This window comes from Flavobacterium notoginsengisoli (genome assembly GCF_042686225.1).
Taxonomy (GTDB): Bacteria; Bacteroidota; Bacteroidia; order Flavobacteriales; family Flavobacteriaceae; genus Flavobacterium; species Flavobacterium notoginsengisoli.
Map to the genome: position 1 here is coordinate 379,144 of NZ_JBHUOT010000004.1, position 17,277 is coordinate 396,420.

Annotated in this window: 14 protein-coding genes and 1 tRNA gene; 8 read left to right on the top strand and 7 right to left on the bottom strand. The window is 34.1% G+C overall.

The genetic code is table 11. From position 1 onward, the window contains the following. Positions 1 to 55: 55 nt before the first annotated feature. The 7 genes from ACFS3A_RS12060 to ACFS3A_RS12090 form a co-directional block, all read right to left on the bottom strand. Positions 56 to 1,861, bottom strand: coding sequence for an acyl-CoA dehydrogenase family protein (locus ACFS3A_RS12060; protein ID WP_379825764.1), 1,806 nt, complete (start codon positions 1,859 to 1,861; stop codon positions 56 to 58). 55 nt (positions 1,862 to 1,916) lie between these two features. Then, a complete protein-coding gene (locus ACFS3A_RS12065; protein WP_379825766.1) occupies positions 1,917 to 2,267 on the bottom strand; it encodes a four helix bundle protein in 351 nt (116 codons plus the stop codon). A 53-nt stretch (positions 2,268 to 2,320) separates the two neighbouring features. After that, on the bottom strand, positions 2,321 to 3,502 hold the full coding sequence (locus ACFS3A_RS12070) for a thiolase family protein (RefSeq protein ID WP_379825767.1): 1,182 nt from the start codon (positions 3,500 to 3,502) through the stop codon (positions 2,321 to 2,323). Between the two features lie 92 nt (positions 3,503 to 3,594). Continuing rightward, the gene (locus tag ACFS3A_RS12075) at positions 3,595 to 5,985 is read right to left on the bottom strand and encodes a 3-hydroxyacyl-CoA dehydrogenase/enoyl-CoA hydratase family protein (protein ID WP_379825769.1); all 2,391 of its coding nucleotides are present in this window, start codon (positions 5,983 to 5,985) and stop codon (positions 3,595 to 3,597) included. Positions 5,986 to 6,029: 44 nt separating this feature from the next. Beyond that, positions 6,030 to 6,488 carry a MarR family winged helix-turn-helix transcriptional regulator gene (locus ACFS3A_RS12080; RefSeq protein WP_179002779.1) on the bottom strand — a complete coding sequence of 153 codons (459 nt, stop codon included), beginning with the start codon at positions 6,486 to 6,488 and terminating at the stop codon, positions 6,030 to 6,032. Between the two features lie 221 nt (positions 6,489 to 6,709). Beyond that, entirely contained in the window at positions 6,710 to 7,747 is a 1,038-nt protein-coding gene (locus ACFS3A_RS12085) for a helix-turn-helix transcriptional regulator (protein WP_379825770.1), read from the bottom strand. A 251-nt stretch (positions 7,748 to 7,998) separates the two neighbouring features. Then, entirely contained in the window at positions 7,999 to 8,646 is a 648-nt protein-coding gene (locus ACFS3A_RS12090; protein ID WP_379825772.1) for an HD domain-containing protein, read from the bottom strand. Positions 8,647 to 9,199: 553 nt separating this feature from the next. On the opposite strand from ACFS3A_RS12090, the gene ACFS3A_RS12095 reads away from it, so the two are divergent. From ACFS3A_RS12095 to ACFS3A_RS12130, 8 genes are all read left to right on the top strand, one after another. Next, positions 9,200 to 9,317: transfer RNA gene (locus tag ACFS3A_RS12095), tRNA-OTHER, on the top strand. 246 nt (positions 9,318 to 9,563) lie between these two features. Next, positions 9,564 to 11,804 (top strand): hypothetical protein, encoded by a 2,241-nt coding sequence (locus tag ACFS3A_RS12100; RefSeq protein ID WP_379825773.1) that lies wholly within the window; start codon positions 9,564 to 9,566, stop codon positions 11,802 to 11,804. 254 nt (positions 11,805 to 12,058) lie between these two features. Then, entirely contained in the window at positions 12,059 to 12,598 is a 540-nt protein-coding gene (locus tag ACFS3A_RS12105) for a hypothetical protein (protein ID WP_179002783.1), read from the top strand. A gap of 65 nt (positions 12,599 to 12,663) precedes the next feature. After that, on the top strand, positions 12,664 to 13,434 hold the full coding sequence (locus tag ACFS3A_RS12110; RefSeq protein WP_379825775.1) for a hypothetical protein: 771 nt from the start codon (positions 12,664 to 12,666) through the stop codon (positions 13,432 to 13,434). A 2-nt stretch (positions 13,435 to 13,436) separates the two neighbouring features. After that, positions 13,437 to 14,165 carry a hypothetical protein gene (locus ACFS3A_RS12115; RefSeq protein WP_379825777.1) on the top strand — a complete coding sequence of 243 codons (729 nt, stop codon included), beginning with the start codon at positions 13,437 to 13,439 and terminating at the stop codon, positions 14,163 to 14,165. 2 nt (positions 14,166 to 14,167) lie between these two features. Continuing rightward, positions 14,168 to 14,578, top strand: coding sequence for a hypothetical protein (locus ACFS3A_RS12120; protein ID WP_379825778.1), 411 nt, complete (start codon positions 14,168 to 14,170; stop codon positions 14,576 to 14,578). Between the two features lie 93 nt (positions 14,579 to 14,671). Beyond that, a complete protein-coding gene (locus ACFS3A_RS12125; RefSeq protein WP_379825781.1) occupies positions 14,672 to 15,688 on the top strand; it encodes a T4 RnlA family RNA ligase in 1,017 nt (338 codons plus the stop codon). Between the two features lie 308 nt (positions 15,689 to 15,996). After that, entirely contained in the window at positions 15,997 to 17,274 is a 1,278-nt protein-coding gene (locus tag ACFS3A_RS12130) for a hypothetical protein (protein ID WP_379825783.1), read from the top strand. Positions 17,275 to 17,277 lie beyond the last annotated feature (3 nt).

Here is a 17,277-nt window from a genome sequence, read left to right on the forward strand (position 1 = left end):
AGTTTCGGACTTGCGCGGGTTTAAACAAATTAAAAAGCTAAAAACTATTTTGAAATTAGAAGCAGTAAGTGTTTTCTGCAACCAATTTTTCTGCAATTTTTTCTCTTAATGCCACAACATTTGGCAGGTTGGTGTATTTTGTAAAACGTTTTAATCCCATTAACATCATACGTTGTTCGTCTCCTTCAGAGAAAGAAGCGATTCCTTCTTTTCCTTTTAAGTTTACGATATCAACCGCTTTGTACAAGTATAATTTTGCCATAGCGATTTGCTCTTGTACTTTATCTTCACCTTGAGCTTTTGCTAATTTTTCAGTTCTCAAAATTGTACTTTCAGCCATGTAGATTTCGATCAAAATATCAGAAGCAGCCATCAATAATTGTTGGTGTGAATCTAAATCAGGACCATATTTTTGAACAGCGCTACCAGCAACCATTAAGAAAACTTTTTTCAAGTTAGCAACGATTCCTTTTTCTTCAGCAAATAATTCAGAAAAATCTGGAGTATCAAAAGATGGAATCCCCATTAATTCTTCCTGAACTTTCATTGCAGGACCAAGTAAATCAACGTGCCCTTTCATTGCTTTTTTGATCAACATACCAACAGAAAGCATTCTGTTGATTTCGTTTGTTCCTTCGTAAATACGAGCGATACGAGCATCTCTCCAAGCACTTTCCATTGGAGTATCTTCAGAGAATCCCATTCCACCAAAAATCTGAATTCCTTCATCAGAACAAGATTGAACGTCTTCAGAAACTGCTACTTTCAAGATAGAACATTCGATAGCATATTCTTCAACACCTTTCAATTCAGCTTCTTGATGAGAAGTTCCTTCAGCTTCACGAGCAGCGATTCTGTCTTCGATGTCTTTTGCAGCACGGTAAGAAGCACTTTCTCCAGCGTAAGCATTAGTTGCCATTTCAGCTAATTTAGAACGGATAGCTCCAAAAGATGAAATAGAAGTATTGAACTGAATTCTTTCGTTAGCATATTTTACAGCTCCAGAAGTAACTCTTCTTTGAGCATCTAAACAAGCTGCAGCTAGTTTAATACGACCAACATTCAAAGCGTTCATAGCGATTTTGAAACCGTTTCCTCTTTCAGATAACATGTTTTCAACTGGAACTTTTGTTTCGTTGAAGAAAACTTGACGAGTAGAAGAAGCACGGATTCCTAATTTATGCTCTTCTTCATTCATAGAAATTCCGTTTGAAGGATCGTTTTCTACGATGAAACCTGTAATATTTTTATCATCTCCAATACGAGCAAAAACGATGAAAACGCTACAGAAACCTGCATTCGAAATCCACATTTTTTGACCAGTGATAGAGTAGTATTTTCCGTCTTCAGATAAAACTGCTTTAGTTTTTCCTGAGTTAGCATCAGATCCTGCACCTGGTTCAGTTAAACAATAAGCTCCAAACCATTCTCCAGAAGCCAATTTAGGAACGTATTTTTTCTTTTGTTCTTCAGTACCGTAAAGTGTAATTGGCATAGTTCCAATTCCAGTGTGAGCACCAAAAGCAGTTGAGAACGAACCTGTTGCTCCAGAAATGTAGTCGCAAACTAACATTGTAGAAACAAATCCCATTCCTAATCCACCGTATTCTTCTGGAACCGCAACTCCAAGAAGTCCAAGTTCACCCGCTTTACGCATGCTTTCTTCTGTAAATGCGTAATCTTTTTTCTCAAAACGATTTTTGTTAGGCCAAATTTCTTTGTCTACAAACTCTTTTACAGAGTCACGCATCATTAATTGCTCTTCTGAGAAATCTTCTGGTGTGAAGATATCCTCGCATTTTGTTTCTTTAACTAAAAACTGACCACCACAGGTTACGTTTTTTTCGATTGTATCTGCCATTTTGTTTTTGTTTTTTATGAAAGAAAATAGAATATAGAGTATAGAAAATAGACTTTTACTTTAGCCCGTTTTGGAAACTCATTGTCATTCTTTGGAATTCTTCTATTTTAATTTCTAATTGGTTAAATTGTTTTTCGTTTATATATTTTCTATGTGTTGCAATTAGTAACTGTGTAATCAGTTCAAATGAAGAACCTAGAGAGATGTCTAAAAAATGACTGAAAGACTTATCAGTTCTTGAAGATCCTTCGGCAATATTACTCGGCATTGAAACAGAACATCTGCTAATTTGAGAACTTAGATCATATCTTTCATGTTTTGGAAACTCGATTAATAAATCTGAAATTTCATTAGCAATTGCAATTCCAAGCTGCCAAATCTGCAAGTTCTTATAATTATGTCTCATTCTCTTTTAGGCGTATAAGTCTATTTTCTATACTCTATATTCTATTCTCTCTTTTAAAGAACTTCGTATATACCAGCGCTTCCTTGCCCAGTTCCCACACACATAGAAACAATTCCGTATTTGTTACCTCTGCGTTTCATCTCATCAAATAACTGAACAGAAAGTTTAGCTCCTGTACATCCCAGCGGGTGACCTAAAGCGATCGCTCCACCGTTTACGTTTACGATTTCTGGATTAATGTTTAATTCACGAGTTACAGCTAAAGCTTGTGAAGCAAAAGCTTCATTTAATTCAATTAACTCAATATCGTTTAATGTTAATCCCGCTTGTTTCAAAGCTTTCGGAATAGCTTTTACAGGACCAATACCCATAATTCTTGGCTCAACACCAGAAGAAGCAAAATTTACTAATCTGGCGATTGGCTCAAGATTCAATTCTTTAACCATGTCCTCACTCATGATCAAAACAAAAGCTGCACCATCACTCATTTGAGATGAGTTACCGGCAGTTACACTTCCATCAGCAGCAAAAACAGGTCTTAAACCAGCTAAAGCAGCAACAGAAGTTCCAGCTCTTGGACCTTCGTCTTGTTTTACAACATATGACTTCGTTTCTTTTTTTCCATTTTCATTGATGAAAGTCTGCTCAACAGTGATCGGAACGATTTGTCTGTCGAATTTTCCTTCAGCCTGTGCTTTTAAAGCTTTCATGTGAGAGTTGTAAGCAAACTCATCCTGATCTTCTCTTGAGATTTTGTATTGGTTTGCAACCGCTTCAGCAGTTAAACCCATTCCCCAATAGTAATCTTCGTGACCTGCAGCTGCAACTTTATAATCCGGAGTTGGTTTATAACCTCCCATCGGAATAAAACTCATACTTTCTGCACCACCGGCAATGATACAATCTGCCATTCCTGATTGGATTTTAGCAGTCGCCATTCCGATAGTTTCTAATCCAGATGCGCAGTAACGGTTTACTGTAACACCAGGAACGTCTTCTACTTTTAATCCCATTAAAGAGATCAAACGTCCAACGTTAAGACCTTGTTCGGCTTCCGGCATGGCATTTCCTACCATAACGTCGTCGATACGTTTTTTATCAAAATCAGGCAGTTCATCCATCATAAACTGAATGGTTTCTGCAGCTAATTCATCAGGTCTTTTAAATCTAAAAACACCTTTTGGAGCTTTTCCAACTGCTGTTCTATATGCTTTTACTATATATGCTGTTTTCATTTGTTTTGTTTTTTAAGAGTATAGAAGATAGAGTATAGAAAATAGACTTTACAAAGTCTTGAATCTATATTCTATTCTCTTTGTTCTATTTTCTAATTACGAAGCGGTTTTCCTTTAGTTAACATATATTGAATTCTCTCTAAAGTCTTACGCTCAGTACAAAGAGATAAGAAAGCTTCACGTTCGATATCTAATAAGTATTGTTCAGATACTAAAGTTGCTTCAGATAAATCACCTCCAGCCATTACGTAAGCCAGTTTGTTTGCGATTTTCTTATCGTGCTCAGAAATGTATTTTCCAGCTTCCATTTGATCTGTTCCAACTAAGAACATACCTAAAGCTTGTTTTCCTAATACTTTAACATCCGTTCTTCTGATAGGTTGTGTATAACCAGCTTCAGCCATTAACAAAGCATGTTTTTTAGCTTCAGCAATCTGACGATCTTTGTTTACTACGATAACATCTTTTCCGTGTTGAAGAAGTCCGGTATCAAAAGCTTCATAACCAGAAGTCGAAACTTTAGCCATTGCAATTGTCAAGAAATACTCTTGAAGAACGTTCAATTCCACATCATTTTTGCGGAATAAATCTGAAGCTCTTAAAGCCATTTCTTTAGATCCACCTCCACCAGGAAGTACACCAACACCAAATTCAACTAATCCCATGTATGTTTCTGCAGCAGCAACTACTTTATCAGCATGTAAGCTCATTTCGCATCCACCGCCAAAAGTCATTCCGTGAGGCGCAACTACAACTGGAATTGAAGAATAACGAACACGCATCATGGTGTCTTGGAACAATTTAATTGCCATGTTCAATTCGTCGTATTCCTGCTCAACCGCCATCATGAAAATCATTCCGATATTAGCCCCAACAGAGAAATTCGCTGCTTGGTTACCAATAACTAAACCTTGATATTCTTTTTCAGATAAGTCGATTGCTTTATTGATAGCTTGAAGTACATCGCCACCAATTGTATTCATTTTAGATTGGAATTCTAAGTTTAAAATTCCGTCTCCTAAATCCTGAATGATTGCTCCACTGTTGCTCCAAACTTTTTTGCTTTCGCGAATGTTGTTCAGAATAATAAATGAATCTTGTCCAGGAACTTTAACTTGTGATTTTGTTGGAATGTTATAAAAATAAGTTGCTCCTTCTTTTACAGAATAGAAACTGTCGCTTCCAGAAGCCAACATTTCAGTAACCCATGCAGCCGGCTCTAAACCTTCTGCTTTCATGATTTCAATTCCTTTGGCAACACCAATGGCATCCCAGATTTCGAATGGACCATTTTCCCATCCAAAACCAGCTTTCATGGCATCGTCAATTTTATATAATTCGTCTGAGATTTCAGGAATTCTGTTTGACACATAAGCAAACATTCCGGCGAAACTCTTACGGTAGAATTCTCCCGCTTTGTCTGTTCCTTTTACTAAAACTTTAAAACGATTGATTGGTTTATCAATAGTTTTTGTTAGCTCAAGTGTAGCAAAATTTGCTTTTTTCGCAGCGCGGTATTCTAATGTATTTAAGTCTAAAGAAAGAATATCTTTATCTACTTTTTTATAAAAACCTTGTCCAGTTTTGCTTCCTAACCAATTATTTTCCATCATTTTGTTGATAAAATCAGGAAGTTTGAACAATTCGTGTTGTTCGTCGTTCGGGCAATTTTCGTAAATACCATTGGCAACGTGCACCAAAGTATCCAAACCAACAACGTCAACCGTACGGAAAGTAGCCGATTTTGGACGACCAATTACTGGTCCTGTCAATTTATCAACTTCTTCAATTGTTAATCCCATTTCTTTAACCAAATGGAATAAACTCTGGATTCCGTAAATCCCAATTCTGTTTCCAATAAACGCCGGAGTATCTTTAGCAACAACCGAAGTTTTTCCTAAGAATTTAGATCCGTATTCGTTTAAGAAATCCAATACTTCAGTAGAAGTTTTTGGACCAGGAATAATTTCAAATAATTTTAAGTAACGCGCAGGGTTAAAAAAGTGTGTTCCACAGAAGTGTTGTTGGAAATCTTCGCTTCTTCCTTCACTCATAAAATGAATTGGAATACCAGAAGTGTTTGAAGTAACCAAAGTTCCCGGTTTACGGAATTTTTCGATTTGTTCAAAAACTAATTTCTTAATGTCTAAACGTTCTACTACAACCTCGATAATCCAGTCAACATTGGCAATTTTTGCTATATCATCAGTTGTGTTTCCAGTTGTGATCCGGCTTGCAAATTTTTGACTGTAAATAGGAGAGGGTTTCGATTTTAATGAATTCGCCAAGTGCTCGTTTACCACTCGGTTACGAACAGCTTTACTTTCAAGAGTTAATCCTTTTTTAGCTTCAGCTTCGGTCAGTTCGCGCGGTATAATGTCCAGAAGTAAAACTTCGACACCAATGTTAGCAAAATGACAAGCTATACCTGAACCCATGATTCCGGATCCAATTACAGCAACTTTTTTAATTGTGCGTTTCATACTTGTTATTATTTGTTTGTAGGAGAAAAAGAATGACTTTTAGACTATTCCTTTTCTGTATTTTCTGTTGAATTAAATATGTTTTTATCGTGAATCAGTTCGTTGATGATTTCAGAAACTTCGATAAAATGATTCAGCTTTTCTTCCGAAACATGTTTTCTAACGCTTTCGTTAAACTTCAGAACTGTATTTTTAGATAAATCTCTTTTTTCTTTTCCAAAATCGGTCAGGTAGATCAAAACACCTCGTCCGTCGCTTGGATTCTTTTTGCGAACAATTAAACCTTTTTCTTCCATAGATTTTAAGGTTCTGGTTAAGCTAGTTGCTTCCATGCCCATTCTTGGGCCTAAAGCGGTTGATGGAGTTCCTTCTTCTTTGTCCATACTTAAAAGAGCAAATCCCGTTGCCATTGTTGCATCGTATTTAGCAGCTTCTTCATTGTACATTCTTGAAACAGCCTGCCAAGTTGCTCTTAAAATATAATCTATCGTTTTGTCTTTCATAGGTAACTATATCGATTTCAAATATAACTAAAAAATACTATGCATGCATATGATTTTTTAATATTTTTTTGGTTAGTTATAAAATATCCCTGATTTAGAGGGTTTTGGTTGTTTATTTTAAGTGTAATATACTATTCTTTTTTTAGATTTTAACATTTTTAATGCGGTAAAAATCTCTTTTTGGTTTTTAAAAAACATTAAATTCTTTATTATGTAAAAAATTATGCATTTTTTTCAATTGGTTCGTCAGAATCGTAGCGCGAAATAGCATCTAGAAGAGTCTTTTTCATACGATTTCTCAGACCTTCTGGCCTTAAAATCTCCAAACAGCTTCCAAATCCTAACAGAAGCCGTTCCATTTCATAATTTGGGATTACATATATATGTATAATAACGCTCCCATCTTCATTTTCCTTGATTAATCGCTGAGAAGTATGCAAAGGTTTTGTGAGTACATAAGGAGCATTCGAAGCATCAACCCATAATTCAATACGTCTTGCTTTTAATCCTGAATTCACAGTTACGCCAATTACGTCTTTATAATAACTGTCGGCATCAAAATCTTCTTCTAGATAAGGATGATTAAAATCGTAATCAATTGAAATAATTCTGTCCAATGCCAAATTGGTAATCGGCTGCGAGGCTTTTTTCTTCCCGATTAAGAACCAGCGGTTGTTGAATTCCTTTAAGATAAAAGGATGGAAATGGAATTTACTTTCGTCTCTGGATTTAAAAGATTTATAGGTAATAACCAAAACCATTTTTTTGATAATCGCCTGATATATTTCGTCCAGATAATGCAGTCCTTTTAGTTTTTCATTTTTATCGAGATAGATTACAGGATTGGTATTGGACTTTTCTGAATAGATTTTGTCCTCCAATCGCTGTAGTATATCCGATACATCATTAAATAAAGAGAAATCTTTAAACTGCTTCAACATCGAAACTGTTTCGGTCAAAACATTCATATCCGTTTCCGTCAGTGGAATATCGGTTATTGAAAAATCTTCGTCTTCATATTTATAATACTTTTTATCGTAAACTACTATTGGCGCATTATAACCGAGTTTCTCACTTCGCATCAGCTGAATATCCATTTGAATGGTTCGCTTGCTGATTGGGTTTTGTCTGCCTTCATATTCAAATAAAGCTTCAGAACATTCTTCGATTAAATCTTCGAGTGTCCATTGCCTGTATTTATTCTGAAGGCATTTGTCAATCGTTTTGTATCGAATTAAGGCGTTTTTGTTTTGTGACATTGTGGTGTTTTTTGCCACAAAGGCACAAAGGCGCAAAGATTTATTTTTTTATGCCACAGATTAAGACGATTAAAATGATTTGCTTTTTTTGTCATCCTGAGGAACGAAGGATCACATCCAATATTCCTCAAAGAGAATCGCCAATCTTTGTAGAGTTTCTTGTGTGATCCTTCGTTCCTCAGGATGACAAACTGTGCGTTTAATCTTTAATAAAAACTTTGCGACTCTGCGTCTTTGCGAGATTCAATTTTTTAGCTTAATAACTTTATTTCTTTTTCAATATTAGCCCGAGCTTTTTCCTCATACAAACCCCTAAACTCATCAGTCTGAAAAATAAACTTATTATCCAGAAAATGTTTCAAAGCTTTTGCGCGTCCGGGTTTGTAGAGAAAATCAGGATAAATACGATATTCTTTTCTGATCTGTTCAAAATACATTTTATAATCTTCCCAATCTTTAGCGAGGATTTTCAAATCAAAATCGATTAACCAATTAATATCTTCAATAGAATTATGTTGATGCTGTTGCGTTGCACAAATTGCGTCAAAAATTAATTGTTTATCCGGTTTCGCAAACCCGACAGGTTTCAAAAACCTGTCGGGTTTAATATCTGTAAAAATAGATATTGCATATTCGGCACTTTTGAGTTCGTTATCTTTTTTGGATGCCGAATAAATAAAATCATGATAGAAAATAGAAAATAATATTTCGTTTGGGTTTTGAAGTTTGTTTCGGTAGATTTCAAAAAGGGCAATCATTTCTCTTAAATGCGCGAGATTATGGTAATGCCTTGATTTTTTGGAATATGCCTTTTCTAAATCCAACCAGTTTTGCTGAATTTCATTGGCTGAAAAGCCAATATTAGAGAGTAAGTCAGAATAAATTTTTTTTAAATTCATCTTGTTTTTTACTCAAATTTAAAATTCTTTTTTTACTGCGCAAAATAATTGCGTAGTAGTTTTGAAATCTTTGTCCTATCGAAACAAAGGCCTTGTAGCTTAAAAGGAAAAGCCTACAGAAAAATTGGTAACTGTAGAGTTTGCGGATATTCCGGTTAGACCTGCGCGGACTAATGGGTAGAATTTACAGAAGCACCGAAATCGTAAGGGAAAGTAGGGAAGCGTATTTAGAGCCGCAATGCCTGAAAGGGAATATGAGTTCGAATCTCATCAAGGTCACAGAAAATTAATTTTTTAGTTACGCAAAATAATTGCGTAGTAGTTTTGAAATCTTTGTTCAAGAAATAAAACAAATAGTATTTCTAAAAAATGAAACAAAAATTTTACTACGCAAAATAATTGCGCACTAGTTTTAAAATCTTTGTTCAGAAATAAAAAACAAACGTTCATAGAAGTAAAAAAGAGAATAAAACAGGTCAAGTTTGAGTTACTTCGAAAACACTTTCCAATGTACACACTTATACGATTACCTTTTTATTTTATAATCATAATTGGGGCAGTAGCTCAGCGGTTAGAGCAGGTAGTTTTGAAATTATCCATCAAAGGTCAATCAAAATTTACTTCTTACACTTTTAATGTCCGGGTCGTGGGTTCGAATCCCACCTGTTCCACAATTAATGGTCAATTAAAACTTACTTCAGACAATTGGTTACTCCGGTTCGAGTCCGGCAAGTTTTAAAATCATCATTAATAAAAAAAGAGGGTCAAGATTAGCTTACTTCGGGGGAACCCACCAAACTGTCACTTTGAATCAGCTAATTCATTACACTCCAATTTCAGGTCAAGTGTTTCTTACTTCAAAATCTTTTAGGTAGAACTCAGAAACGCAATTATCTAAATTTTAAAAATTAAAAAAAATGAAAACAAAAGAATTATTAAAAATCAGTTTACGTCAAAATGCTATTTTCATTCCTTCAGAAATGATTGCAAATGACGTTAAAAATTTATCAGGAACAACATCCGTTTTGTTAGCCAATGTTTCAAAACTTGGATTTACATTTTCTGAATCTTTGCTTCATGCTTTAAATAACGTGAGCCCAACTTATAAAATCGAGGTTTTAGAAGTTCTAAGAGAAGTTTTAGGAACCGATAAAAACTGGACGCCATTGGTAAAAGAATGGAATGTTCCAACCAATGAATCTGTTGTAGATCATATTATCACTTTTTTCGGAAATGTTTTCCAGACTAAAAACGGAACAACTTTACAATGCGGACATATTATTCCAGATAATACTTTTCCGTTAGAAAGATATAATGGTTGTCCGTTCTGCGGAACTCCGTTTGAATTTGGAAAACTGGAAAATATCGGACAAGGAAGCAAATTGAAAATACTGGAATTATGGTCAGAAAAAGATTTAAATGATTTCTATATCTCGTTATTGCAATCTAAAACTGCTTTAGACGCTACTCAGGTAGATAGTTTAAAAATGGCGATGCACTATTTGCCTTTACCAAAAACCGAAGTAGCCATGAAGGAAACTTTAATGCTGGTTATTGATCTTTTGATCGAAAATGGTAAAGAAGCAGAAGCGTCTCAGTTTTTGAAAACGCCAACAGATATCTTGCGATACTTGTGGTATAAAAACACAGGAATGCTTCAGATTATCGAGCCAAAAACGATTATCAAAAGAACATCAAAAAATGCACAGCATCTCCATAATGTTTTAGATATAAGCGTTCAGGCGAGAATTGCATCTCAAAAAGATTTGAAACTAAAATATTCCCGAAAAGAATGTTTAATGGTTGCAAATTGGTTGAACAATATGAACATGGATGTTGAAACGATGTGCGAAACGATGCATCCAAAAAGAGGAATGTGGGTTCGTTTTATCCGAGCGTTGCGTTTGGCAGAATACAGCAAAAGAAAAGGGTTTGAGAAATTGAACTTTTTAATGGATGTATTCTACAACCAAGTGTATGACGTTTGGCAAAGCAAAGTGAACTCGTCAAGATTGAAATTTGATGCCGATAAAACATTTGCCTTATTGAAACAGCGTCCAGGATTATTTGCACGTTCGTTATTTTCGAATATGCTTTGGTTTGGAGCGGAGGAAACTGTTGCCCATTTTGAAGAAATTATCGATAAAGTTCCAGCTCGATTGGTGTTTACTTTGAACATGTATGCTCAAAATTATTTTGATAAAAACATGCAAAGAAGCGTGAAACCTCTGGGCGGAACAAACAAACGAATTGGTGCAAATCAGTTGTTGGGATTATACGAAGATTTTCAGTTGGAAGAAATGAAAACTAAAATCGAAGAATTATGTCTTTTGGCTATGAAAAAACGATTTGCTTCAGTTCCAAATACCAACAAAACGATCTATATCGATCCGCAATTGTTTAATATTCCGGTTTCTATTGGAGACCGAAGCGAAACAGTTCAGGATTTGCCAGTTGCTTTAATGGGAACACGTTTCCCGGTTGAAGGTAACGAAGTGCGATTGTTTATGCAATGGGGTAAAGATTTACCAGCGCAACATTTAGATATGGATTTGAGCTGTCATATTGCTTATGAAGATAAAGCCGATATTTGCTCTTTCAGCCGATTGACAACTACAGGTTGTCAGCATAGCGGTGATATCCGAAGCATTCCGAATAAAATTGGAACTGCCGAATATATCAATATCAACATCGACGAATTGGCGAAAGCCAAAGCTAAATTTGTAACTTTTACTTGCAATGCTTACAGCAACGGAAGTATTACGCCAAATCTAGTTGTAGGTTGGATGAACAGTAAATATCCGATGAAAATTTCGGAGAAAACTGGTGTTGCCTACGATCCGTCGTGTGTAGATCATCAGGTTCGTGTGACGCAGAATGTTGCCAAAGGTTTGGTTTTTGGAGTGTTGGATGTAGCCAAAAGAGAAATCGTTTGGTTAGAGATGACTTTCGGAGGTCAGGTTGTTGGTGGATTGGATTTCAAAGGCGTTCAGGCGCTATTGGCAAAACTAAACAGCAAATTGAATATTGGTAGTTTGTTACAGCTTAAAGCGGAAGCTCAAGGTTTGACAATCACCGAAAATGAAATTGCCGATGAGGTTTACACAGCGCAATGGGCGATGAATCCAGCAGTGGTGACGCAATTATTAATAGATTAAAAACAGAAACCGCGGATTCTTAATTGAGTTCGTGGTTTTTATTTAAAAACCTGAGTTCGATTATTAATTGGTTGATTTAAAATATTTTTTTAGTTCCTGCAAGGTTTTTAAAACCTTGTAGGTATCTGGATATCAAGAGAACAATACCTACAAGGTCAAAAAAAGACCTTGCAGGAAAACGCTGTAATATAAACGTTTGAAAATAAGTAAATTAAAAGCATATAATAATCGAACTCAGGTTAAAAAATAGAAAGATGATGACAATCAAAGACCTTAAATATAAAATAGAAAAGAGGCTTCAAAAAATAAAACTTTACAATGACATTTACGGATTTCAAATTCAACCTGATAGCAAACTTGTAAACGGTATCAGCAGAAAAGAAATTGATCAATTGCAAATATTATTTGGATTTGATTTTCCCTGGGAATATAGAGAAATGCTTTTGCTTTTTTCTAATTTAGATAGACCAACCATTTCAATTAATCCGGAGGATGAATCAGATATAGAATATTCTGAGGATCATTTCTTTTATCAATATCCTGAAGATTATGAAAAATCGAGATGGATCATTGAGGAGCTTAATGATAATAAAATTGAAGCAGAAAGTGTTTTAACCGAGGCTGGTTTTGATGTTTCAAAAATAGTAGGATACATACCAATGCATCATCATCGTGTTCTCGTGGTTTTTGAAGATAAATATCTATCGCCAGTTATTTCTGTCTGGGGTGCCGATATTATTATGTTTGGATATAATTTGAGGGAATATTTAAAATATGAACTTTTACGATTTTAAAATCTACGCAAAATAACCGCGTACCAGATCATAAACTTTACATTACCAATTAAAAATAATTTATAATGAAACCTAATTTGCCATATCCTTATTATTTCTATGGTTCCGACGATTCTACAGATCAGGATGTAATCATTATTATTTCAAAAGAAGACATGCCTGAAAAGCAGGAGGACAGAAAAAATAAAGTATTGGCACTTTTGAAAGAGTATGATCTGAATTGGAATGCAACATTAGCTGTGATTGAAAATGGAAAAATTTCAGATACCATTTATACAAAATCATGGATTGATTCGCTTAATAATGCATTGTTGCAAACGTATTCTCTACATGAACAAAATCATGAATTGCTGGTAAAAGAAAAACATGTTAGAAATAAAACATTAGCTATTTATAAAGCTGTACGTACCGTTTTGACTATGCTGACGAGAACTGAATACAGAACTAAGATTCGACCAATCTTAAAAGGAATTCATGATTTTAATCTGAAATTGAAAGCTCTCGGGAATATAGATTTTGTTTCTATTTCAGAATTTAATCAAAAGAATACTGATGATATTGATATTTGGAAAATCATTGCTTTTTACATAGGACAAAATATTGCATTAATTGAAAGTGATATAAAAATATATACTAAAAAGAAATTTGTCAGCCATTTTAGTGATTTGGAAGCTTTTATTTATAGAAAAACAATCACTGTAAAAGAAAAAGAAATTTTACAACAATATGTTCATTATTGGCTAAAACTGATTAGCAATTTTGGAGAGTTTCAATCGGTAAATGGTTTTCTGAGTTGTAATGATGAATGCGTCGATATGCTAAACGAAAAATTTTAAAAATGAAACCACCAATCTATCAAATATTCGGATCTGAAAATTCGCTCGATGTCGATTTGGTTTTCTTTATTGAAAAAATGCCCGAAACAATAGCAGGAAAACTGGCTTTATCAAAAGAATTAAGTCAATCAATAGATTCATTTTTTCCTGGTAAAGAAATCAATGCCAATCTTACCATTTGTAAAAACGGACATTTAACTGAGGTGTATAAAGGAACAACGGATGAATTAAATAATGCTTTGTTTTATACCTATGATTTTCATAAACAAAATCAGAAAAATCAAATTGCAAAACTTTTGGTGCGTGATGTCGATTTGAAATTTTTAAGAAGCACCCGAATAATTTTATCTTTTGTAAGCAAAACCGAGTACCGTGTTTTGGTAAAAAAAGCGTTAAACGGAAATCTGCAGGAAAGAATTCAGGCTCTGGAAAAACTCGATTTAACTAAAATTGTTTCTTTTGGAAAAGGAAAAAATAACCATGACATTATAAAGTCAATCGCTTTTCAGTTAGGACAATGCATGGCGCTTCAGGAAAACAAAGAACTGTATGCTAAAAATCAAATTGCAGAACATTTTCCTGAATTGCGAAAATATCTTTTCAGGGAAGAAAACGTCAATTTAAACGATTTACAAAAAGGGCTTTTGTATTTCGTTGAATTGCTGAAAACAAGAAGTTTAAGTATGAAAAAAACGTCTGAATATAAATATGAAGATGAAAATGATTTATAAAAATGGGAATAAACAAAAAAGGAAAACGTAAAATAGTTGTAGATGCTAAAACCTATATTTGGTGGGCTTACAACGAATATGATCAAACTACTTTTGACGGAAATCAGGTAATGATAGTAACAAATAATCAGGTAGTTTGTCTTAAATATGGACTAGAACAAGATGATGATAAAAGAATAATGAGTTTGAGTTTTCGAAATGGAGGAGGAGTTAATATAAAATGCCCAAAATTTGAGAATGATTCAGGAATAATTACACCTTCAGGAATTAGCGAATTAATTAAGTGGGCAATTCTTAAACCAGACGATAATATTACCCGAAAAATAACTTATGGACACCATAATGTTATTTTAAATGAATTGGAGGCAAATCTTTTGTATTTAAAAATACTTGATGCAATAAATGAGGTTTAAATGCTTGATTTATTTCGTTTTAAAAAAAATGATTTTAACTACGCAAAATAACTACGCAGTAACTTTTGAATCTTTGTTCAAAGGAAAGAACTAATGAATACAACACTTTTAAAAGAAATGATTTCGGCAAACTATGTAAGGGTAAACAAACACCCTGAACACGATTTGTACATTTATAATTATACTCAAAATGCCCAATTTGATAAAGTTTGGAACGAAATTACCATTGCTTGTCGTGGTCTTATTTTAGATAAAGATTTAAATGTTGTGGCAAGACCTTTTCCAAAGTTTTTCAACTTAGGCGAAATGGAAAATGAAATCCTGCCTGAAACTTCTTTTGAGGTTTATGATAAAATGGACGGTTCGCTGGGTATTTTATACTGGATAGAAAATGTTCCTTTTATGGCCAGCAGAGGCTCTTTTGCCAGCGAACAGTCAGATAAAGCGAATGAAATGTTGCACGGAAAATATAAAGATTCATGGTCGCTTTTGGATAAAAATAAAACCTATTTGTTCGAAATTATTTATCCTGAAAACCGTATTGTTTTAGATTACGGCGCATCAGAAGAGTTGGTTTTGCTGGCCATTATTGATACCAATTCAGGAGAAGAATTTCCGTTGGAAGATATTGGTTTTCCTGTTGTTGAAAAATACCACGGAATTAAAGATATTGAGACTTTAAAAGAAATGGAATTGGCCAACAAAGAAGGTTTCATTATCAAATATGCAAACAACTTCCGTGTAAAAATTAAATTTGACGAATACCTGCGTTTGCACCGAATCATTACTCAGGTTTCGAATTTGAATATCTGGGAATATTTAAAAACAAAGCAATCAATGGAAGAAATTCTGGAACGTGTTCCTGATGAGTTTTTCAGCTGGGTTAAGCAGACAAAAGCCGATTTAGAAAAAGAATTTAAAGCTATTGAAGAACAATGTAAATTGGATTTCAAAGTTTTAGAATCCCGAAAAGAAACTGCTTTTTATTTTTTAACCTGTCAATATCCAAATGTTTTGTTTTCGATGCTGGACAACAGAGATTATTCAGAAATAATCTGGAAAATGATTCGTCCAAAGCATGAAAAACCTTTTAATAGAGAAGAAGAATAAAAATCAATATGAGATTACATTTTTAACATACTAATGATTTGATAAAGCGTATTTGTGACGCGGATAAAACGGATTTACTTCGTAAAAACGCGGATTAAAACTATTTTCTGTTTAAATTATTTAAAAATCCGTTTTTATCCGCGTCTTCGCTTTAGCGAATCTGTAAAATCCGTGTCTAATTAGACGGACTTTGAGAAGTATCAATATAAAAATCTGCACATCGTGTGCACTTTTTAAAAATTAATTTCAAACTGCGCAAAATAACTGCGCAGTGACAAAACTATATTTGTCAAACAAAACAAAAAGCCATGATTATTAAACTTAAATCAGATAATAAATACTTTTTAGATATTCTTTATAAAAACCCAAATACAGACCAGGGGCTTTATTTGAAGGAATTGAAAAACGGAATCGTAATTGGAAATGTTATAGCCGAAAATGAATATCACTGTGTTTTTCTTGACGGTAAAAACAGCTATCTGCCGGAAGAAGGAAATCAAATTGATTTTCAAAGTTATTGCAGTCCGTTATTGGCATTGAACATGATGACGGAGTTTTTTAATCATTTGTATAAAGAAAATAAAGTTTTAGACGAAGCAGTCATTCCATGGTTAGAGAAAAACTATGATGAAGTTGATACAGCGAAATGTACAATAGAGGTTCCAACTTTTTTTATAGATTCCAACTGGTATAAAAACGAAAAATACCTTTTGTCAAAATACATAGACGGAATTACGCTGGTTCATAAAATAGGGAACAATTTCGAATTAAAAATCGAAGGATCGACGGTAAGAGAGGCAATGCAGAAATTTTCGCTGGTGGCATTATTTACCCATTTTACCAACAGGTATGCGGTGTACACTTTTATTGATGATTATTTTATTCAAAAGCATATAACCATGTTCACGAATCTTACCGGTGTTCCGTACTTTGTTTTTTATCTTTTCATAAAAAGAATTATGCGTTCTCCGGTGCAGTTTGAGAAATTTAAACCGCAGTTGGAAGCTTATTTTGATAACGAAGTTCAGTTTAGATTTACAGACACGCATCAGTCCAGAAAAGAATTTATCTGTGGTAAAATTAATTTTGATGAAGCTGTTTTAGACTTTGGCTGTGGCGAATTGCAGTATTACAAAATGCTTCATAAAAAAGGATTTACTGTGGATTATTATGCGTATGACGAAGTTGATTTTAAGCACATTGCCGATAAAATTCAGGAATCAGAAAGGACAGATAATTTAATCTGGACAGAAAATCTAGAAGAACTTAAAGGTTTTGAAGGACAAATTATTTTAAGTGAAGTGATTGAACACAATTCGGTTGAAGATGCAAAAGAGTTGTTGATCTGGATTAGAGACAATACAAATTTTACCCAATTGTTTGTTACAACGCCAGACAAGGCTTTTAATGTAAATTACGAATTGACCGAAGAATTTCGACACGACGATCATGATTTCGAATTATCAAATGCAGAGTTTGTAACGTTTATAAATGAAATTTTTCCAAATCCGAAAACATTTCATGGAGTAGGAGATTGTGTAAAAGGAGTTTACCCAACAAGCGCTGTAATCATTCAAAAAAAGTAGAAA

Coding starts and splice junctions, on each gene's coding strand:
- ACFS3A_RS12065 (WP_379825766.1), bottom strand. CDS start 2,267: ATGAGACATAATTATAAGAACTTGCAGATTTGGCAGCTTGGAATTGCA.
- ACFS3A_RS12105 (WP_179002783.1), top strand. CDS start 12,059: ATGATGACAATCAAAGACCTTAAATATAAAATAGAAAAGAGGCTTCAA.
- ACFS3A_RS12070 (WP_379825767.1), bottom strand. CDS start 3,502: ATGAAAACAGCATATATAGTAAAAGCATATAGAACAGCAGTTGGAAAA.
- ACFS3A_RS12085 (WP_379825770.1), bottom strand. CDS start 7,747: ATGTCACAAAACAAAAACGCCTTAATTCGATACAAAACGATTGACAAA.
- ACFS3A_RS12125 (WP_379825781.1), top strand. CDS start 14,672: ATGAATACAACACTTTTAAAAGAAATGATTTCGGCAAACTATGTAAGG.
- ACFS3A_RS12075 (WP_379825769.1), bottom strand. CDS start 5,985: ATGAAACGCACAATTAAAAAAGTTGCTGTAATTGGATCCGGAATCATG.
- ACFS3A_RS12120 (WP_379825778.1), top strand. CDS start 14,168: ATGGGAATAAACAAAAAAGGAAAACGTAAAATAGTTGTAGATGCTAAA.
- ACFS3A_RS12115 (WP_379825777.1), top strand. CDS start 13,437: ATGAAACCACCAATCTATCAAATATTCGGATCTGAAAATTCGCTCGAT.
- ACFS3A_RS12090 (WP_379825772.1), bottom strand. CDS start 8,646: ATGAATTTAAAAAAAATTTATTCTGACTTACTCTCTAATATTGGCTTT.
- ACFS3A_RS12130 (WP_379825783.1), top strand. CDS start 15,997: ATGATTATTAAACTTAAATCAGATAATAAATACTTTTTAGATATTCTT.
- ACFS3A_RS12080 (WP_179002779.1), bottom strand. CDS start 6,488: ATGAAAGACAAAACGATAGATTATATTTTAAGAGCAACTTGGCAGGCT.
- ACFS3A_RS12100 (WP_379825773.1), top strand. CDS start 9,564: ATGAAAACAAAAGAATTATTAAAAATCAGTTTACGTCAAAATGCTATT.
- ACFS3A_RS12060 (WP_379825764.1), bottom strand. CDS start 1,861: ATGGCAGATACAATCGAAAAAAACGTAACCTGTGGTGGTCAGTTTTTA.
- ACFS3A_RS12110 (WP_379825775.1), top strand. CDS start 12,664: ATGAAACCTAATTTGCCATATCCTTATTATTTCTATGGTTCCGACGAT.